This is a genomic window from Pseudomonas sp. B111, from assembly GCF_026428275.1.
Classification (GTDB): Bacteria; Pseudomonadota; Gammaproteobacteria; order Pseudomonadales; family Pseudomonadaceae; genus Pseudomonas; species Pseudomonas aeruginosa.
Window position 1 is genome coordinate 6,493,036 of record NZ_CP097857.1, and the last position, 15,731, is coordinate 6,508,766.

Sequence of the window (15,731 nt, forward strand, 5' to 3'; positions counted from 1 at the left end):
ATGCCGCTTCGCGGTTCGATAGCTCAGCCTGGTAGAGCAACCATCCACGAAATGGTCTGTCGCGGGTTCGACTCCCGCTCGAACGTTGCCTTAACGGCAATCACTCAATGGCAACACCCGCCGGTGTGGCCGAGGCGAACTGCGCAAGCGGCCAGGAAGGCCGGAGAACGCAAGGGAGCCGAAGCCGCCGCCGGCCCGTCCGGCCCGCGGTTCGGGCACGGGGCAAGGCAGGCCGGGGATCGAGGGAATCGATCGCATGGACAGGACGTCCGCCAGGCCAACCTCCTCCGCGCTCCACCCGCGACGCTCGACGGGCCGGCAACACCGGCACCACGGAAGAATGAAAGGAATGAAGAGATGAAAATGCTGAAGCGCTTTATCGTGAAGAAGAACGAACGCGGCCTGCTGTACTCCGAAGGCGACTTCCTCGCCGTGCTCGAACCGGGCACCTACCGCCGCTTCGATCCGTACGACCGCCTGAGCCTGGAAAGCTTCAGCCTGAACACCCCGCAGTTCGAACACCGCCTGGCCGGCTACCTGCGGCAGAGCGAACCGCAACTGGTGGAGCGCTATTTCACCCGGATGGACCTGGGCGACAACGAGGCCGGCCTGCGCTACGAGGACGGCGTGCTGGTGGAGCTGCTCGCACCGAGCAGCCGCCGACTGTACTGGAAAGGCCAGACCGAGCAGCGCCTGGAGCGCATCGACCTGACCCAGGACTATCGATTGTCCGCCGCGCTGGTCGCCCAGTTGCACCAGCCGAACCTGCGCGGCCGGGCCCTGGCGGGCCTGGACGCAGTGTTGCTGGTCCAGGTGCCGGCGTTCCAGGTCGGCGTGCTCAAGGTCGACGGCGCCCTTGCCGGCCTGCTGCAAGCCGGACAATACGGTTTCTGGCGCTACAACCGGCAAGTCAGCGTGGAACTGGTCGACACCCGTATCCAGGCGCTGGAGGTCAGCGGCCAGGAGATCCTTACCCGCGACAAGGTCAGCCTGCGCCTGAACCTCGCCGCCAACTGGCGCTACAACGACGTACTCACCGCCTTCTCGCGGCTGAGCAAGCCGCTGGAGTACCTGTACCGCGAGCTGCAGTTCGGCCTGCGGGCGGCAGTGGGCACCCGTACCCTCGACGAACTGCTGGAGAACAAGCAGTCGATCGACGAAGCGGTCAGCGCCCACCTGGCCGCCAAGCTGGAAGACAGCGGCCTGGAAGTGAGCGGCCTGGGCGTGCGCGACATCATCCTCCCGGGCGAAATGAAGACCCTGCTGGCGCAGGTGGTGGAGGCGGAGAAGGCGGCCCAGGCCAATGTGATCCGCCGCCGCGAGGAAACCTCGGCGACCCGCTCGCTGCTGAATACCGCGAAGGTCATGGAGGAAAACCCGACCGCGCTGCGTCTGAAAGAACTGGAAACCCTGGAGCGGGTGGCCGAGCGCATCGACCGGATTTCGGTATTCGGTGGCCTGGACCAGGTATTGAACGGACTGGTCACGCTGAAGCAGGCCTGATCACGAACGATAGCCGCGCCGTCGACGGGACGACGCGGAGCACAAGGAAAGCACGATGAAAGACATGAATATCCTCGAAGTGGCCGGCGGCAAGCCGATCAAGCTCTGGACCCAGGGCGTACCGGTGGAGGAGGAAGCGCGCCAGCAGTTGCTGAACACGGCGAAGATGCCCTTCATCTTCAAGCACCTGGCGGTGATGCCTGACGTACACCTGGGCAAGGGCTCGACCATCGGTAGCGTGATCCCTACCCTCGGCGCGATCATCCCGGCCGCGGTGGGCGTGGATATCGGCTGCGGAATGATCGCCGCGCGCACCTCGCTGGTCGCCGCCGACCTGCCGGACAACCTGCACGGCCTGCGCAGCGCCATCGAGCAGGCGGTACCCCACGGCAAGACCTTCGGCCGCCGCGACCGCGGCGCCTGGCACGAGGTACCGGAGGCCGCCGACCAGGCCTGGAAGGCGCTCGCCGATCGCTTCAAGGCGATCACCGACAAGCACCCGAGGCTGGAGAAGACCAACAACCGCCAGCACCTGGGAACCCTCGGCACCGGCAACCACTTCATCGAGGTCTGCCTGGACGAGGCCGACCGCGTCTGGTTCATGCTGCACAGCGGTTCGCGCGGGGTCGGCAACGCCATCGGCAACCTGTTCATCGAACTGGCCAAGGCGGACATGCGCCAGCACATCGCCAACCTGCCGGACAAGGACCTGGCCTACTTCGAGGAAGGCAGCCGGCACTTCGACGACTATGTGGAAGCGGTCGGCTGGGCCCAGGATTTCGCCCGGCAGAACCGCGCGCTGATGATGCACGCGGTGATCGAGGCGGCGCGCCAGGTGATCCGCAAGCCGTTCGAAACCAACCTGGAGGCGGTCGATTGCCACCACAACTACGTGCAGAAGGAGCGCCACTTCGGCCAGGAGGTACTGGTCACCCGCAAAGGCGCGGTGTCCGCGCAGAAGGGCCAGCTCGGCATCATTCCCGGCTCGATGGGGGCGAAGAGCTTCATCGTCCGCGGCCTCGGCAACCAGGAAGCGTTCTGCTCGTGCAGCCACGGCGCCGGGCGGACCATGAGCCGGACCAAGGCGAAGAAGGTCTTCAGCGTCGCCGACCAGGCGCGCGCCACCGCCCACGTCGAATGCCGCAAGGACGCCGACGTGATCGACGAGATCCCGATGGCCTACAAGGACATCGACCGGGTCATGGAAGCCCAGCGCGAGCTGGTGGAAGTGCTGCACACCCTGCGTCAGGTGGTGTGCGTGAAAGGATGACGGGCGCCCTGTGGCGCCCGCTGGGGAAGAATCGAAATGAACAGGGAAGAACGCCATCCGCTCCCCGCCGCCATGCGCGAGCGGGTACTGGATGAGCTGGAACGGATCGAACGCGAGCACGACGTAGTCGTGCTCTACGCCTGCGAGTCGGGCAGCCGGGCCTGGGGCTTCGCTTCGCCGGACAGCGACTATGACGTACGCTTCGTCTATGTGCATCAGCCCGAGTGGTATCAGCGCGTCGAGGAACCTCGCGACGTGATAGAACGCCCGCTGAGCGACGAGCTGGACATCAGCGGCTGGGAGCTGCGCAAGGCGTTGCGCCTGATGCGCAAATCCAACCCGGCCCTGCTGGAGTGGCTCGGCTCGCCGCTGGTGTATCGGGAAGAGCCTGGCGTGCGCGAGGAACTGCTCTGGCTGGGCAACGCCTTTCACTCCGTACCTGGCAGCCGCCATCACTACCTGTCGATGGCACGCAAGAACTACCGCGGCTACCTGAAGGGCGACAGCGTCCGGCTGAAGAAATACCTCTACGTCCTGCGCCCGTTGTTCGCGGTGCGTTGGCTGGATGCAGGCCTGGGCTTGCCGCCGGTGGCGTTCGAGAGGCTAGTGGAAGCCACGCTGGACGACCCGTCGCTGCGCGAAGAGCTGGATGCCCTGCTGAGCCTCAAGCGTCAGCGCGACGAATCGGCCTACGGCCCTCCGCGCCTGGCGCTGCAACGCTTCATCGAAGCGGAGTTGCTCCAGGCCGAACGAGGGGCCGCCCAACCAACCGGCGCGCGCCAGGACAGCCGACTGCTGGATCGCTACCTCCACGACAAGATATGGCAATACACAAGGGAAACCTCATGAGAAAGGACCTCATCGAACTCGACGGCAGCGAAGGCGGCGGGCAGATCCTGCGTAGCGCCCTGAGCCTGTCGATGACCAGCGGCCAGCCGCTGCGCATCCGCAACATCCGTGGCCGGCGCAGCCGTCCGGGGCTGCTGCGCCAGCACCTCACCGCGGTGCGCGCGGCGGCGGAAATCTGCGCGGCCGAGGTCGAGGGTGCCGAACTCGGCTCACGCGAGCTGGCGTTCCGGCCCGGTGCGATCCGCGCCGGCGACTACGCCTTCGCCATCGGCTCCGCCGGCAGTTGCTCGCTGGTACTGCAAACCCTGCTGCCGGCGCTGCTCGCGGCCAACGGCGAAAGCCGGGTGAGGATCAGCGGCGGCACCCACAATCCACTGGCGCCGCCGGCGGACTTTCTCCGCGACAGCTGGCTGCCGCTGCTGCGGCGGATGGGCGCGGAAGTCGACCTGGAACTGCTGCGCCACGGCTTCGTACCCGCCGGCGGTGGCGAGCTGCTGGCGCGGGTACGCCCGGCGCGCTGGCGGCCGCTGCAACTGGAGCATCCCGGCGCGGCGCTGCGGCGCCAGGCGCGGGCGCTGCTCGCCGGGATTCCCGGGCACGTCGGCGAGCGCGAGCTGGAGAGGGTCCGCCAGCGCCTCGGTTGGAGCGACGAAGAACGCCAGCTGGAGTTCCTCGCGGAGGACCAGGGGCCGGGCAACGCCCTGCTGCTGCGGATCGACTGCGAGCACATCTGCGCGACCTTCTGCGCCTTCGGCCAGGCCGGCGTCAGCGCCGAACGGGTGGCGGAACAGGTCGCGACGCAAGCCATCGGCTGGATGGAAAGCGGCTGCGCGGCGGACGAGCACCTCGCCGACCAATTGCTGCTGCCCATGGCCCTGGCCGGCGCCGGCAGCTTCACCACGCCACGGCTGAGCGCCCATCTGCAAAGCAACCGCCGGATTATCGAACGCTTCCTGCCGGTGAGGATCGGCGACCAGGCGCTGGACGGCGGCGGTCATCGCATCGTCATCACATCGGCTTGACGAATTCCTCACCAATGCCGACCTAGACTCGCGCCGGACCTGCCAGCGGGCCCGGCGCGAACCTCCGGGAGTCCCGTCCCGGCGGTCGAGGAGTCCCAGCCATGTCTTCTTCGCGTCTCGGCGTGCTTGCCCTCGCCCTGCTCCTGCTCACCGCCACCCTGCTCGGCGGCTGCGAAAACACCCACCAGCACCTGCTCGCCCAGGGCTACCCGCCCGCCTATGCCGACGGTTTCGACGACGGCTGCGGCAGCGGCCGCCAGGCGGCCGGCTCGATCAGCGGCGAATTCCGCAAGGACGTCCCCCGCTACCTGCGCGAGGCGATCTACGCCAGCGGCTGGGGCGACGGCTTCGAGCAATGCCGGTCGATGGCGCAGAGCGAAGAGCGGCGGCGCTTCGAGGAACGCCAGTGGAACGACCGCGACGACGATTGGCAGCGCGACCGCGACCGCGTGCTGGCCCGGGCCTTGCGCGAGCGCTGAAGCACGCTGCGACAACCATCCGCAGTGCCGATCCCGGTACGCTTGATCCACGTCAAGCCGGGCGCAGCGCCGCTGGCCTCTCCTCACAGGACCGGTTGTAACGCCTGATAAGGAGAAAAAAAGATGCAGTCCTCGCAACTGCTCCCGCTTGGCAGCCTGTTGCTGTCGTTCGCCACGCCCCTCGCCCTGGCCGATGCCCTGCACGACCAGGCCAGCGCGCTGTTCAAACCCATCCCCGAGCAGGTCACCGAGCTGCGCGGCCAGCCCATCAGCGAGCAACAGCGCGAACTCGGCAAGAAACTGTTCTTCGACCCGCGCCTGTCACGCAGCCATGTGCTCAGCTGCAACACCTGCCACAACGTCGGCACCGGCGGCGCCGACAACGTACCGACGTCGGTCGGTCACGGCTGGCAGAAGGGGCCACGCAATTCGCCGACGGTCTTCAACGCCGTGTTCAATGCCGCGCAGTTCTGGGATGGCCGCGCCAAGGACCTGGGGGAGCAGGCCAAGGGCCCCATCCAGAACAGCGTCGAGATGCACAGTACCCCGCAGTTGGTCGAACAGACCCTGGGCAGCATCCCGGAATACGTGGACGCCTTCCGCAAGGCCTTCCCCAAGGCCGGCAAGCCGGTCAGCTTCGACAACATGGCGCTGGCCATCGAGGCCTACGAGGCGACCCTGGTGACTCCGGACTCGCCCTTCGACCTGTATCTCAAGGGCGACGACAAGGCCCTCGACGCGCAGCAGAAGAAAGGCCTCAAGGCGTTCATGGACAGTGGCTGCAGCGCCTGCCACAACGGCATCAACCTGGGCGGCCAGGCCTACTTCCCGTTCGGCCTGGTGAAGAAGCCCGACGCCAGCGTGCTGCCCAGCGGCGACAAGGGCCGCTTCGCCGTGACCAAGACCCAGAGCGACGAGTACGTATTCCGCGCCGCGCCCCTGCGCAACGTCGCCCTCACCGCGCCGTACTTCCACAGCGGCCAGGTCTGGGAGCTCAAGGACGCGGTGGCGATCATGGGCAACGCCCAGCTCGGCAAGCAGTTGGCGCCGGACGACGTGGAGAACATCGTCGCCTTCCTGCACAGCCTGAGCGGCAAGCAGCCGCGCGTCGAATATCCGCTGCTGCCGGCCAGCACGGAGACCACGCCGCGTCCCGCGGAATAACCGGCACAAGGAAAAACGGGGCTCCCCTGGAGCCCCGTTTTTTTCCTCGATGGGACAACCTCAGACCACGCCCTGCGCCAGCATCGCATCGGCGACCTTGACGAAGCCGGCGATGTTCGCCCCCTTCACGTAGTTGACCCGCCCCTGCTCCTCGCCGTACAGCAGGCAGGCATGGTGGATCGACTGCATGATGCCGTGCAGCTTGGTATCCACCTCGCCCTCGCTCCAGCGCAGGCGCATGGCGTTCTGCGACATTTCCAGGCCGCTCACCGCCACTCCGCCGGCGTTCGACGCCTTGCCCGGCGCGTAGAGGATGCCGGCCTCGAGGAACAGGTCGACGGCTTCCAGGGTCGAGGGCATGTTGGCGCCTTCGGCGACACAGACGCAGCCGTTGGCCAGCAGGCGCCGCGCATCCTCGGCATCCAGTTCGTTCTGGGTCGCGCAGGGCAGCGCGATATCGCAGGCCAGGCCCCAGGGCCGGCGCCCTTCGAGGAACTGCAGGGAAAACTGCTCCGCCATCTCGCGGATGCGCCCGCGGCGCACGTTCTTCAGCTCCATCAGGTATTCCCACTGCTCGTCGGAGAGCCCCGCCTCGGCATACAGGGTGCCTTCGGAATCGGACAGCGAGATCACCTTGCCGCCCATTTCCATGACCTTGCGCGCCGCGTACTGGGCGACGTTGCCCGAGCCGGAGATCGCCACCCGCTGGCCGTCGAAGCCGCGGCCACGGTCCTTGAGCATTTCCTGGGCGAAGTAGACGCAGCCGAAGCCGGTCGCCTCCGGGCGGATCAGGCTGCCGCCGTAGCTCAGGCCCTTGCCGGTCAGCACCGAGGTGAACTGGTTGGACAGGCGCTTGTACTGGCCGAACAGGTAGCCGATCTCACGCGCGCCGACGCCGATGTCGCCGGCCGGCACGTCCAGGTCGGCGCCGACGTGGCGGTACAGCTCGCTCATGAACGACTGGCAGAAACGCATCACCTCGGCGTCGCTCTTGCCCTTCGGATCGAAGTCGGAGCCGCCCTTGCCGCCGCCCATGGGCAGAGTGGTCAGGGAGTTCTTGAAGACCTGCTCGAAGGCGAGGAACTTCAGCACCCCGAGGTTGACCGAGGGATGGAAGCGCAGGCCGCCCTTGTAGGGGCCGATGGCGCTGCTCATCTGCACCCGGTAGCCACGGTTGACCCGTACCCGGCCCTGGTCGTCGACCCAGGGTACGCGGAACAGGATCGCCCGCTCGGGTTCGACGATGCGTTCGATGATGCCGGCTTCCAGGTAGTGCGGGTTGGCCTCGAGGAACGGCCAGAGGGAACGCAGCACCTCTTCCACCGCCTGGTGGAATTCGGGCTGATCGGGATCGCGCCGCTTCAGGCGCTCGAGGAAAGCGTCGACGGATTGCGTCATTTTTCTCACCGGTTTCTAGTTTTGTGAACAATTTTTTGCGCGTGACTCTAACAAGCCAGGCGGCACCTAGAAAGTGCGAAATGACGCATTGATGAATCTTTATGGTGCAAAACTGAAACTTTCCGGGTCCGCCAGAACGGCTAGGGCCAGAGCGCGCGCCTGGAACCAGGTTGCCTCCCGGGGTGGCCACGCACTGTTGAAGGGCGACGAAAGCACCGTTCGCGTGCATCCCGGCGCCAGATGCGAAAGGGCCTCCCCCTGACGGGGGAGGCCCTTTCTCTGCCTACGGCCGGGTCTAGAAGTCGTAGGTCGCGGACAGGCTGAACACCTGTCCCTTGCTGGTTGCCCTGCCATCCAGGCGTCCGCCGCCGAGGCGATCCTGGTTGACCGTCTTCAACGGCACCTCCTTGACGAACTGCCGCGAGTAGGCCGCGTCGATCGACAACTCCGGCATCGACTGGAAGCGATAGCCGGCACCCAGGGAGGCGAAGTAGCGATCGCCGTCGGGAATCCGCGGGTCGCGGGTGGCATTGTGAGTCGGCGTCTGGTCGTAGGCGACCCCGGCGCGCATGGTCCACTGTTCGGTCACCTTGTAGTCGCCGCCCACCGCCAGGGTCCAGGTGTTCCGGTAGGTGTAGGGGATGGAGACGATCGTGTTGCCGTGGGACTTGAGGGTCAGGTCCTGGAATGACGACCACTCGGTCCAGGTGGCGCTGGCGCCCAGGCTCAGACGGTCGTTGAACTGGTGTACCCAGTCCAGCGAGGCGTAGGCGGGGATATCCAGGCGCGCCGAGGCGGAAGCGCCCATGCGCAGGTCCAGGCCGGGATAGGCCAGGCCCGGAGTGCCTCCCTCGATGGCGCCCTCGGTCAGCCCACCGTCGTGGTCGTAGAGGTTGTAGTGACCCTTCAGCTTGTTGCGGATCTTCGCGTGGTAGGCGAAGCCCAGGGTGTCGCGGTCGGTCGGCTTCCACACCGCGCCGGCGAAGAAGCCGGGCGAGGTGTTGTCCACCTTGACCCGCATCAGCGCGGACGAGTTCGAGGCCGGGAACGGAATCCCGCCCATGCCCGGGGAGTTGGCGGCCGAGGCATAGAGATCGAGGTTCTGGCTGACGAAGCCGGAGGTGCGCTGGATGATCACCCCGGCGCCCAGGGAGAAGTTGTCGTTGACCTTGAACGACAGGGAGCCGGTCAGGCCGATCGTCTCGATCTTGGTGTCCACCGCGAAATCGCGGCCTTTCCAGTTCGGGTCCCAGGTACTGCGCATTCCCATCGGAACGACCTGGCTCAGACCGAAGGCGAAGCGGTCGTTGATCGGTACGACCAGGAAGCCGGTCGGCAGCCACGCGCCGAATCCGGCCTGGCCGCCATCGTTGGTAGCCAGCTCGGGAGTGCCCGGCCCATCCTGGTAGCCGCCGGTCATGGGATTGCCCTGGTAGTCGTAGGCATCGCCGTTGTACTTGATGTCGATATCGGCGTAGTTGATCGTCAACTGGGCGATCCGCTTGTCGATGAAAGCCATGGCCGCCGGGTTGTTGAACGCGGCGCTCGGATCGTTGGGAAACAGCGAGCCGCCTGCCATCGCACGGCCCCAGCCCGCCGTGTTGGTGGTCGGTACCATGAAGCCGCCGGCTTGTGCCTGGGACGTGCCGAACAGTCCGCCGACGATCAGGGCGCAGAGCAATGGCAATGGTTTTCTGGCAAACAGGCAGGAAATATCGTTTTTGTTGTTCAAGGTTTCACCCCTGGTGGCTGCTAGTGCACGGGGCACGATGGTCGGCCTGCTTGAGCGTCCTGGCGGACACCCTCCCCCAGGCCGTTTTCCATGTGCGAACGAGGTTCTGCGCCGCTTCCGGCGGAAACTCCCTCGGACCTGCCGGCCCGCGAAGGACGCCTGGCAGCGGGAGCGCGAAACCGCTGGCGCCGAAGGCGCCAGCGGCAGCCCGGATTACGGGTTGACTACGAAGGCCGGGGTCGGCTGCACACTCAGACTGTTGATCTTGCAGTTCCCAGCCAGCGACTGATTGCTGGCGCTGAGGGTATTGGTGGCGTTGCTCCAGGAACCGTTGACGGTGCTCGGGCCACAGGTAGAGGAGAGAATCTTGAAGCCGACGCCATCGACCTTGCCGGCGGTGGTGCTGGAGACGGTCAGCTTCCACGGCAGGCCGGTCATCTGCGGCACGCTGCACAGGGTGTTGCTGCCGCTGACGGTGACGCTGTCGATCGAGGCATAGGAACCATCGGCGGCTGTCGTGCCCTTGAAGGTGATGTTGCAGGTCACTGGCAGATTGAGCGACGCCGGCGAGCTCACGCTGATGGTGCCAGGTGCGGTGAAGGCCGAGTTGACCGGGGTGATGGTGGCCGCGCTGGCCATGGACGAAACGCTCAGGCAGAGAGCAAGAGCAGCAAAGGACGGCAGGGACTTGATGGATTTCATTGTTTTGTATCCTTCCAGTGAGTTGGCAACGCTCGCGGTTGCCGAGCCTTGATCATGCGGCAGGATCGTCGCCGACCCGCCCCCACGACCACCTTGTGCCTTCCCGTCCGATCCACCTGCCAGGCGAACCACACCACCCGCCTTGGCCGTGCGTACCGGGATTCGGGAGAGGCTTTACCTCATGAGTCCTATCCGGTGCCGACGCTGACGGTCCCCACGACGAGCCGGGACAGACCGGATATCGGAAAGATCCGATAGGGTTTGCCAACCCGCCGCGCCTCGAGATGCCCACCTGGCCGACCTCCGCGAACGCAGGCCTGACAGGGCTGGCAATCACCACGAAGGGGCAGTGGACCAGTCAACGACGGGGGCCAGAGTACGGTCAGCGCGGCTCTGGAAAAGCCTAGCGAAAGAAGGGGGTTGACCCTCCGAAGGAAGGTCGGTGAATGCCGTGGAGGGCGGACGAAGCGTCGTCGCGAAGGAATCCTGATACCTCTGTCAACATCCGCGTCGGGAAGAAACGCACCATGACGGGGCGTACCTACCAGAATTGGCAGCTCGCGAAGCGACCCAGCCAACCCAAAGTTAGGTTGCCAACTATCGGTCGGACGATGACGGCACGCGAACGAGACCCGGCTGCAACTCGAACACCTCCACGCCCTCCGGCGTGGAGCGTCCGATCTTGACCTGTTGCGCCATCACGCTGGCGCCGGGAGCCTGGCGAAAGTCCACGAACAGCCGGTCACCCTCGTGGCGTATCGCCTCCGGCGGCACGACGATGGCCTGTTCGTTGCGATAGGTGGTGACCGTCAGCTTGGCGCTCATTCCCAGACGAATCTTCTGCAACTGGCGGGGATCGAGCGGCGCTACCGACACCGTCACCTCGAACTGCGGGCTACCTCCCTGGGCCATGCCGGGCAGAGCCTGACCACCGAGGGCGGCGATGACGCCCGCCAGCGTGGTGCCCTCGAAGCCGTCGCCACTGATTTCCACCGCCTGCCCTTCGCGTAACTGGTTGATATCCAGTTCGGAAACCTTCGCAGATACCTTCAGCCGCTCGACGCTGGCCAGGCCGAACAACGCCTGGCCCTGCCCCAGCTTGCTACCGGCCTGCACCGGTTCGCGGCTGCCCTGCTCGCCAGCCAGGCCGGGCGCCGCGACGACGATACCGGCAAAGGGCGCGCGCACCGTACGGCCATCCAGCTGGGCCTGCAGCGTCTCGTATTTCACGCTGGCGTTGGCCAGGTCCATTTCGGCGATCTGGCGATTCTCGCCCTGCCCCTTGGCGCGGGTCGACTCCACTTCCCGCCGGGCCGCCTCCAGGTCCATGCGCTGCTGGCTGGCCTGTTGTTCGAGATCGTCGAGTTCGTTGCGCGGGACGATCCCGCGCTGGAACAGCTCGCGGGTCTCGCGCAACTTGCGCTCGGTGCTGCTCTGCGCCAGCTGCGCGCTGCGCAGGGCACGACGGACCCGCGCCATGTCCTCGCCACGCTCCCAGTCGCGCAGGTCCTGCAGGGTGCGACGGGCCTTGAGCAACGCCGACTGTGCCTCGCGCACCTGCACGGCGATCTCGCGGGTGTCCATGCGCAGCAGCTCCTGTCCTTCCGCGACCCGCTGTCCCGGCTCCACCAGCAGCGCCTCGACATTGCCGGCGAAGGGCGCCGCCAGGGTCACCACGCGCCCCGGTTCCAGGCGTCCGACCAGGCCGATCTGATGCACCAGCGGGGCCGCCCGTACGGCGACCCAGCGCTCCCCTTCCGTGCGTTTCGCGGTGCCGCCGGCGAGGACCAGCCAGGCCAGCGCCGCGACAACCGCCAGGCCGGCGGCGAGCGGCAATGCGGGCCGGCGCAGGAAGGAAAACCGGTCAGTGGTCATTGAGCGAAATCTCCCAGCTATCCAGGGTCATGCCGACGATCAGGTCGAGCTGCGTCTGCGCATTGAGAAACGAGATCAGGGCATTCAATTGGGTGTTCTCGACGTTGCGCAGGTCGGTCTCGAAGCTCAGCACCTGGAAGTTGCTCGAACGCCCGACGCGCAGCTTTTCCCGCTCGATCTCCAGCTTGCGCCGCGACAAGGCGGTGGCGCGCTGGGCGATCTGGTACTGGCGCCAGCGCGTGCCGAGGTCGCGCACCGCATCGATGACGTTCTGCTCCAGGGTCTGCCGGGCATCCTCGATCAGGATCTTCTGGTTCTCCACGTCGACCTGGGCGCGCACCTCGGCCTGCCGGCGGCTGAGGTCGCCGATGGGAATTTCCACCTGTACCCCGGCGTAGCTGTCCCAGCTGCGTGAATTGTCGCCACCGCCCTCGCTGTAGCGGTCGCGGATCTGGCTGGCGCCGCCCACCAGCGAGACATCCCACAGGCGCTGGTTCTTCGCCAGCACCAGGTTGAGGTCGGCCTGGCGACTGCCGATCAGGCGTTGCAGGTATTCCGGTTGCTGCTGCAGGGCGGTCCTGATCGCCTGCTGGCGGTCGACCTCGATCGGCGTGGCGGCCAGCGCATCGCTGGCGCGGATCTGCGTCGACAGGTCCAGCGCCAGCAGTTGCAGCAGGGCCAGGCGTGCGCTGTCGACCTGGTTGGCGGACTCCTCGACGTTGAGCTCCTGGCTGGCGACGTCGGCCTCGGTCTGCACGATCTCGAATTCGGCCATTCGCCCGGCGCGGATCATCGCCCGGTTGACCTCGAGCAGCTCCTGGGTCCGCGCCAGGGCTTCGCGAGCGATGCGCGCCTGCTCCTGGGCGCGCAGCAGCTCCCGGTAGGCACCGATGACCTGGCTGATGGTCTGCGACACGCTGGCCTTGAGTTGCAGGCGATTGGCGTCTTCGGAGAGACGTGCCAGGCGCAGCGGCGCGGTGGTGACGTCCCAGCCCGCATCGCGCAGCAACGGCTGGACGACGGTCAGGTCGAGGCCATCGCTGCGGTAGCGCCCGGCCTCGTCGGCGGTGCGGAACTGCTTCACCCAGGCCAGGCTGAAACGAGTGCCATATTCGCCAAGCAGGGTCGCGGTGGGCGAGACATTGCTGGTCCTCGTGCGGTCTTCGGTGGCGCGGTTGGCGCGATAGTCGCCGCGCACCACCAGCTTCGGGTTGAAGGCGTCGGCGGCGACCCGCAGGTCGAACTTCTGCGCGATCCGTTGCAGGTAGGCGCTACGGATTCCACGGTTGTTGCGCAGGCCAAGATAGACCGCGTCGCTCAGGCTGAGGTCGATCACCTGCTCGCTGAGCAGCACCGACCTGCCCTGCTCGCGGGCCATGCTCGGTACGTCCGGACTCAGCGCCGGGTTGACGCTGGCCGCCACCGGAAGAGCGGCGACCAGCCACAGCACGCCCAGGCCCCACCTATTCATCGCGCAGCGCCTCGACCGGTTGCAGGCGAGCCGCCGAGACCGCCGGATAGAGCCCGAAGAACAGCCCCACCAGCAGGGTACTGCCCATCCCCAGCGGCAGGGCCGCGTAGGCCAGGGAGAAGGTCCAGCCGGAGAACCTGGCGTAGAGATACGCAGCCGCCACGCCGAGCACCGCGCCCGACAGCGCGCCCGCGGCGGTCAGGGTCACCGCCTCGATCAGGAACAGGTTGCGGATGTCCCGCTGGCGCGCGCCCAGCGCCATGCGCACGCCGATTTCCCGGCGGCGTTCGGCGACACTCATCAGCATCACGTTCATCACTCCGACGCCGCCGCCGAGCAGGGAGATGATCCCCAGTCCGGCCAGCAGGTAAGTGAAGGTCCGGGTCTGCCGCTTGAGTCCATCGAGCACCTGCTGCGAGACCTGGACCTGCGCCTCGTGGCCGGGCAACCGCGCCGTCAGGGCCGCGCCCAGGGCCGCGCCGACGCTATAGACGTCCGCTCCCGGCGAGACCCGCGCCACCACATGGCTGACCTCGGCGGCCGGCTGCAGGCGCGGCATGCCCGGCGCCGGCACGAACAGCGAGTCGTTGGCGGCGAACGGCAAGAGAGCGGCGCTGGCCTGCGGCTGGAGAATGCCGATCACGCGAAACAGATAGTCGTTGACCGTCAGTTGCTCGCCGAGGCGCAGCGGATCGCCGGGCGCCCCCAGGGCCTCGGCGATTGTCGCGCCCACCACCACGTAGGTGTCGTGATCGTCGAAGTGCGAGAGGAAACGTCCTTCGCGCAGCCGTAGCCTGGCGGCGGCTGCGAGCCCGGCGCTGGCGCCGACGATACTGGCGTTGCTGGTGCGTCCGTGAAAGGTCACCGGGGCCGAGTACAGGCCCAGCGCCGCCAGGTGCTCCAGACCGGCCACGTCGCGGAGCAGCGGTTCGGTGTCGAGCGACGCCGGCATCGGCATCGGCGCCTGCGGGGCGAACGGGAACTGCACCACCAGGGTGTCGGTGCCCATGTCCTTGAAGATGCTCATCGCTTCGTCGGTCGCGTTGCTGCCGATGTTCAGCATCGCGATCACCGATGAACAGCCCATGACGATACCCAGCAACGCCAGCAGCGAGCGGCGCCCCAGCCCGCGAAGACTGGCGAGGGCCTCGTGAAGCAATTGCCGGGGCGACGGGCTGGCGCTCACCGGCAGGCCTCCGCCAGGTCCTCGTGCACCTCGCCATGCCGCACTGTCAGTTGGCGCCCGAGACGGGCGGCCAGGCTGGGATCATGGGTGACCACCACCAGGGTCACCTGGCGCTCGCGGTTGAGGGTGAGGAGCAGCTCCAGCACTTCTTTCGCGGTGCTCGCGTCGAGGTTGCCGGTTGGTTCGTCGGCGAGGATCAGCGCCGGCTCGCCGACCAGCGCGCGAGCGATGGCGACGCGCTGCCGCTGGCCGCCGGAGAGGTCCGCCGGACGATGGCCGGCGCGCTCGGCCAGGCCGACCCGGGCGAGCATCGCCTCGGCCCGCTCCAGTGCCTCGCGGCGCGGCATCCCTCGATAGCTCAGGGGCAGCGCGACGTTGTCCAGCGCGTTCAGCCGCGGCAACAGGTTGAAGCTCTGGAAGACGAAGCCGATCAGGCGGTTGCGGATCGCCGCCAGTCGGTCCCCGTCGACGCTGAAGATGTCGTGCTCGGCGAAGCGGTAGGCGCCGCTGTCCGGGCGGTCGAGCAGGCCGAGAATATTCAGCAGGGTGCTCTTGCCCGAGCCCGACGCGCCGACGATCGCGCAGCTTTCTCCGGGAAAGATGTCCAGGCAGACGTCTTTCAGTATCTGCAGCGGCTGCCCCCCCAGGAGGTAGCCCTTGCCGATCCCCTGCAGGGAGATCAATGATTCGTGCTTGTTTGTTGTTGGCATTCGCACCCGACCGCTCGCATCCCTTCAAGGCCCGCCCGGTCGTACCGCCGCAAGGCCGGCGATACAGGCCGAACGGCCATACTGCTGATGATGGAGACAGCGCACAAGCCGCCACCACCGGCAACGCTACCCCGAGGCGCCAGCGCCGAGCGAAGGTAGCGGCTGGTCCGCCCGGCCAATGCCGGTACTCGATTCCGCCGGGCTTCGCCATATGGCGCGGCCTCTCCGGGCAGGCGGTATTGAGCGCACGGATCGGCTGCGCAGACCACTAGCAGAGCTGACACCATCGCGGCCGTCGATGCACCCCCATCTTTAGTTAGGTGAAGGCTCAGGCATGCTGCTTGAGAGCCCCCCGGGTACCGCCGATGGA

13 protein-coding genes and 1 tRNA gene are annotated in these 15,731 nt (G+C 67.0%); 7 read left to right on the forward strand and 7 right to left on the reverse strand.

The features are described from left to right. Window positions 1–12 precede the first annotated feature (12 nt). From M6E97_RS30140 to ccpA, 7 genes are all read left to right on the forward strand, one after another. Window positions 13–86, forward strand: a tRNA-Arg gene (locus tag M6E97_RS30140). Window positions 87–357: 271 nt separating this feature from the next. Beyond that, window positions 358–1,503: a slipin family protein gene (locus M6E97_RS30145; protein WP_033938447.1), complete on the forward strand. Its 1,146-nt coding sequence runs from the start codon at window positions 358–360 to the stop codon at window positions 1,501–1,503. A gap of 55 nt (window positions 1,504–1,558) precedes the next feature. After that, complete coding sequence (locus M6E97_RS30150) at window positions 1,559–2,773, forward strand: RtcB family protein (RefSeq protein ID WP_033938445.1); 1,215 nt, start codon at window positions 1,559–1,561, stop codon at window positions 2,771–2,773. 36 nt (window positions 2,774–2,809) lie between these two features. After that, complete coding sequence (locus tag M6E97_RS30155) at window positions 2,810–3,622, forward strand: nucleotidyltransferase domain-containing protein (protein WP_021264108.1); 813 nt, start codon at window positions 2,810–2,812, stop codon at window positions 3,620–3,622. Continuing rightward, window positions 3,619–4,644, forward strand: a complete 1,026-nt coding sequence (rtcA, locus tag M6E97_RS30160; RefSeq protein ID WP_003111141.1) for an RNA 3'-terminal phosphate cyclase — start codon at window positions 3,619–3,621, stop codon at window positions 4,642–4,644. Before M6E97_RS30155 ends, rtcA begins: the two co-directional genes overlap by 4 nt. A 101-nt stretch (window positions 4,645–4,745) precedes the next feature. Then, window positions 4,746–5,123 (forward strand): hypothetical protein, encoded by a 378-nt coding sequence (locus M6E97_RS30165; protein ID WP_033938443.1) that lies wholly within the window; start codon window positions 4,746–4,748, stop codon window positions 5,121–5,123. 123 nt (window positions 5,124–5,246) lie between these two features. Continuing rightward, window positions 5,247–6,287 (forward strand): cytochrome-c peroxidase CcpA, encoded by a 1,041-nt coding sequence (ccpA, locus tag M6E97_RS30170; RefSeq protein ID WP_004364346.1) that lies wholly within the window; start codon window positions 5,247–5,249, stop codon window positions 6,285–6,287. Between the two features lie 60 nt (window positions 6,288–6,347). Here ccpA and gdhA read toward each other — a convergent pair whose 3' ends face one another. From gdhA to M6E97_RS30205, 7 genes are all read right to left on the reverse strand, one after another. After that, window positions 6,348–7,685 (reverse strand): NADP-specific glutamate dehydrogenase, encoded by a 1,338-nt coding sequence (gdhA, locus tag M6E97_RS30175; protein WP_003094817.1) that lies wholly within the window; start codon window positions 7,683–7,685, stop codon window positions 6,348–6,350. 295 nt (window positions 7,686–7,980) lie between these two features. Beyond that, window positions 7,981–9,372 carry an outer membrane protein transport protein gene (locus M6E97_RS30180; RefSeq protein ID WP_022580133.1) on the reverse strand — a complete coding sequence of 464 codons (1,392 nt, stop codon included), beginning with the start codon at window positions 9,370–9,372 and terminating at the stop codon, window positions 7,981–7,983. Window positions 9,373–9,630: 258 nt separating this feature from the next. Further along, window positions 9,631–10,119: an alkane oxidation protein activator PraA gene (gene praA, locus M6E97_RS30185; protein WP_003094820.1), complete on the reverse strand. Its 489-nt coding sequence runs from the start codon at window positions 10,117–10,119 to the stop codon at window positions 9,631–9,633. 597 nt (window positions 10,120–10,716) lie between these two features. Next, a complete protein-coding gene (locus tag M6E97_RS30190; RefSeq protein WP_003141568.1) occupies window positions 10,717–11,994 on the reverse strand; it encodes an efflux RND transporter periplasmic adaptor subunit in 1,278 nt (425 codons plus the stop codon). Continuing rightward, complete coding sequence (locus tag M6E97_RS30195; RefSeq protein ID WP_003110719.1) at window positions 11,984–13,465, reverse strand: TolC family protein; 1,482 nt, start codon at window positions 13,463–13,465, stop codon at window positions 11,984–11,986. Before M6E97_RS30195 ends, M6E97_RS30190 begins: the two co-directional genes overlap by 11 nt. Further along, window positions 13,458–14,651 (reverse strand): ABC transporter permease, encoded by a 1,194-nt coding sequence (locus M6E97_RS30200; protein WP_003116279.1) that lies wholly within the window; start codon window positions 14,649–14,651, stop codon window positions 13,458–13,460. Before M6E97_RS30200 ends, M6E97_RS30195 begins: the two co-directional genes overlap by 8 nt. Beyond that, a complete protein-coding gene (locus tag M6E97_RS30205) occupies window positions 14,648–15,334 on the reverse strand; it encodes an ABC transporter ATP-binding protein (RefSeq protein ID WP_003141570.1) in 687 nt (228 codons plus the stop codon). Before M6E97_RS30205 ends, M6E97_RS30200 begins: the two co-directional genes overlap by 4 nt. Window positions 15,335–15,731: the final 397 nt, after the last annotated feature.

What these genes read in the sequence shown, in the direction of transcription:
- M6E97_RS30145 (WP_033938447.1), top strand. Translation starts at nt 358, where the DNA reads ATGAAAATGCTGAAGCGCTTTATCGTGAAGAAGAACGAACGCGGCCTG.
- M6E97_RS30150 (WP_033938445.1), top strand. Translation starts at nt 1,559, where the DNA reads ATGAAAGACATGAATATCCTCGAAGTGGCCGGCGGCAAGCCGATCAAG.
- M6E97_RS30155 (WP_021264108.1), top strand. Translation starts at nt 2,810, where the DNA reads ATGAACAGGGAAGAACGCCATCCGCTCCCCGCCGCCATGCGCGAGCGG.
- rtcA (WP_003111141.1), top strand. Translation starts at nt 3,619, where the DNA reads ATGAGAAAGGACCTCATCGAACTCGACGGCAGCGAAGGCGGCGGGCAG.
- M6E97_RS30165 (WP_033938443.1), top strand. Translation starts at nt 4,746, where the DNA reads ATGTCTTCTTCGCGTCTCGGCGTGCTTGCCCTCGCCCTGCTCCTGCTC.
- ccpA (WP_004364346.1), top strand. Translation starts at nt 5,247, where the DNA reads ATGCAGTCCTCGCAACTGCTCCCGCTTGGCAGCCTGTTGCTGTCGTTC.
- gdhA (WP_003094817.1), bottom strand. Translation starts at nt 7,685, where the DNA reads ATGACGCAATCCGTCGACGCTTTCCTCGAGCGCCTGAAGCGGCGCGAT.
- praA (WP_003094820.1), bottom strand. Translation starts at nt 10,119, where the DNA reads ATGAAATCCATCAAGTCCCTGCCGTCCTTTGCTGCTCTTGCTCTCTGC.
- M6E97_RS30190 (WP_003141568.1), bottom strand. Translation starts at nt 11,994, where the DNA reads ATGACCACTGACCGGTTTTCCTTCCTGCGCCGGCCCGCATTGCCGCTC.
- M6E97_RS30195 (WP_003110719.1), bottom strand. Translation starts at nt 13,465, where the DNA reads ATGAATAGGTGGGGCCTGGGCGTGCTGTGGCTGGTCGCCGCTCTTCCG.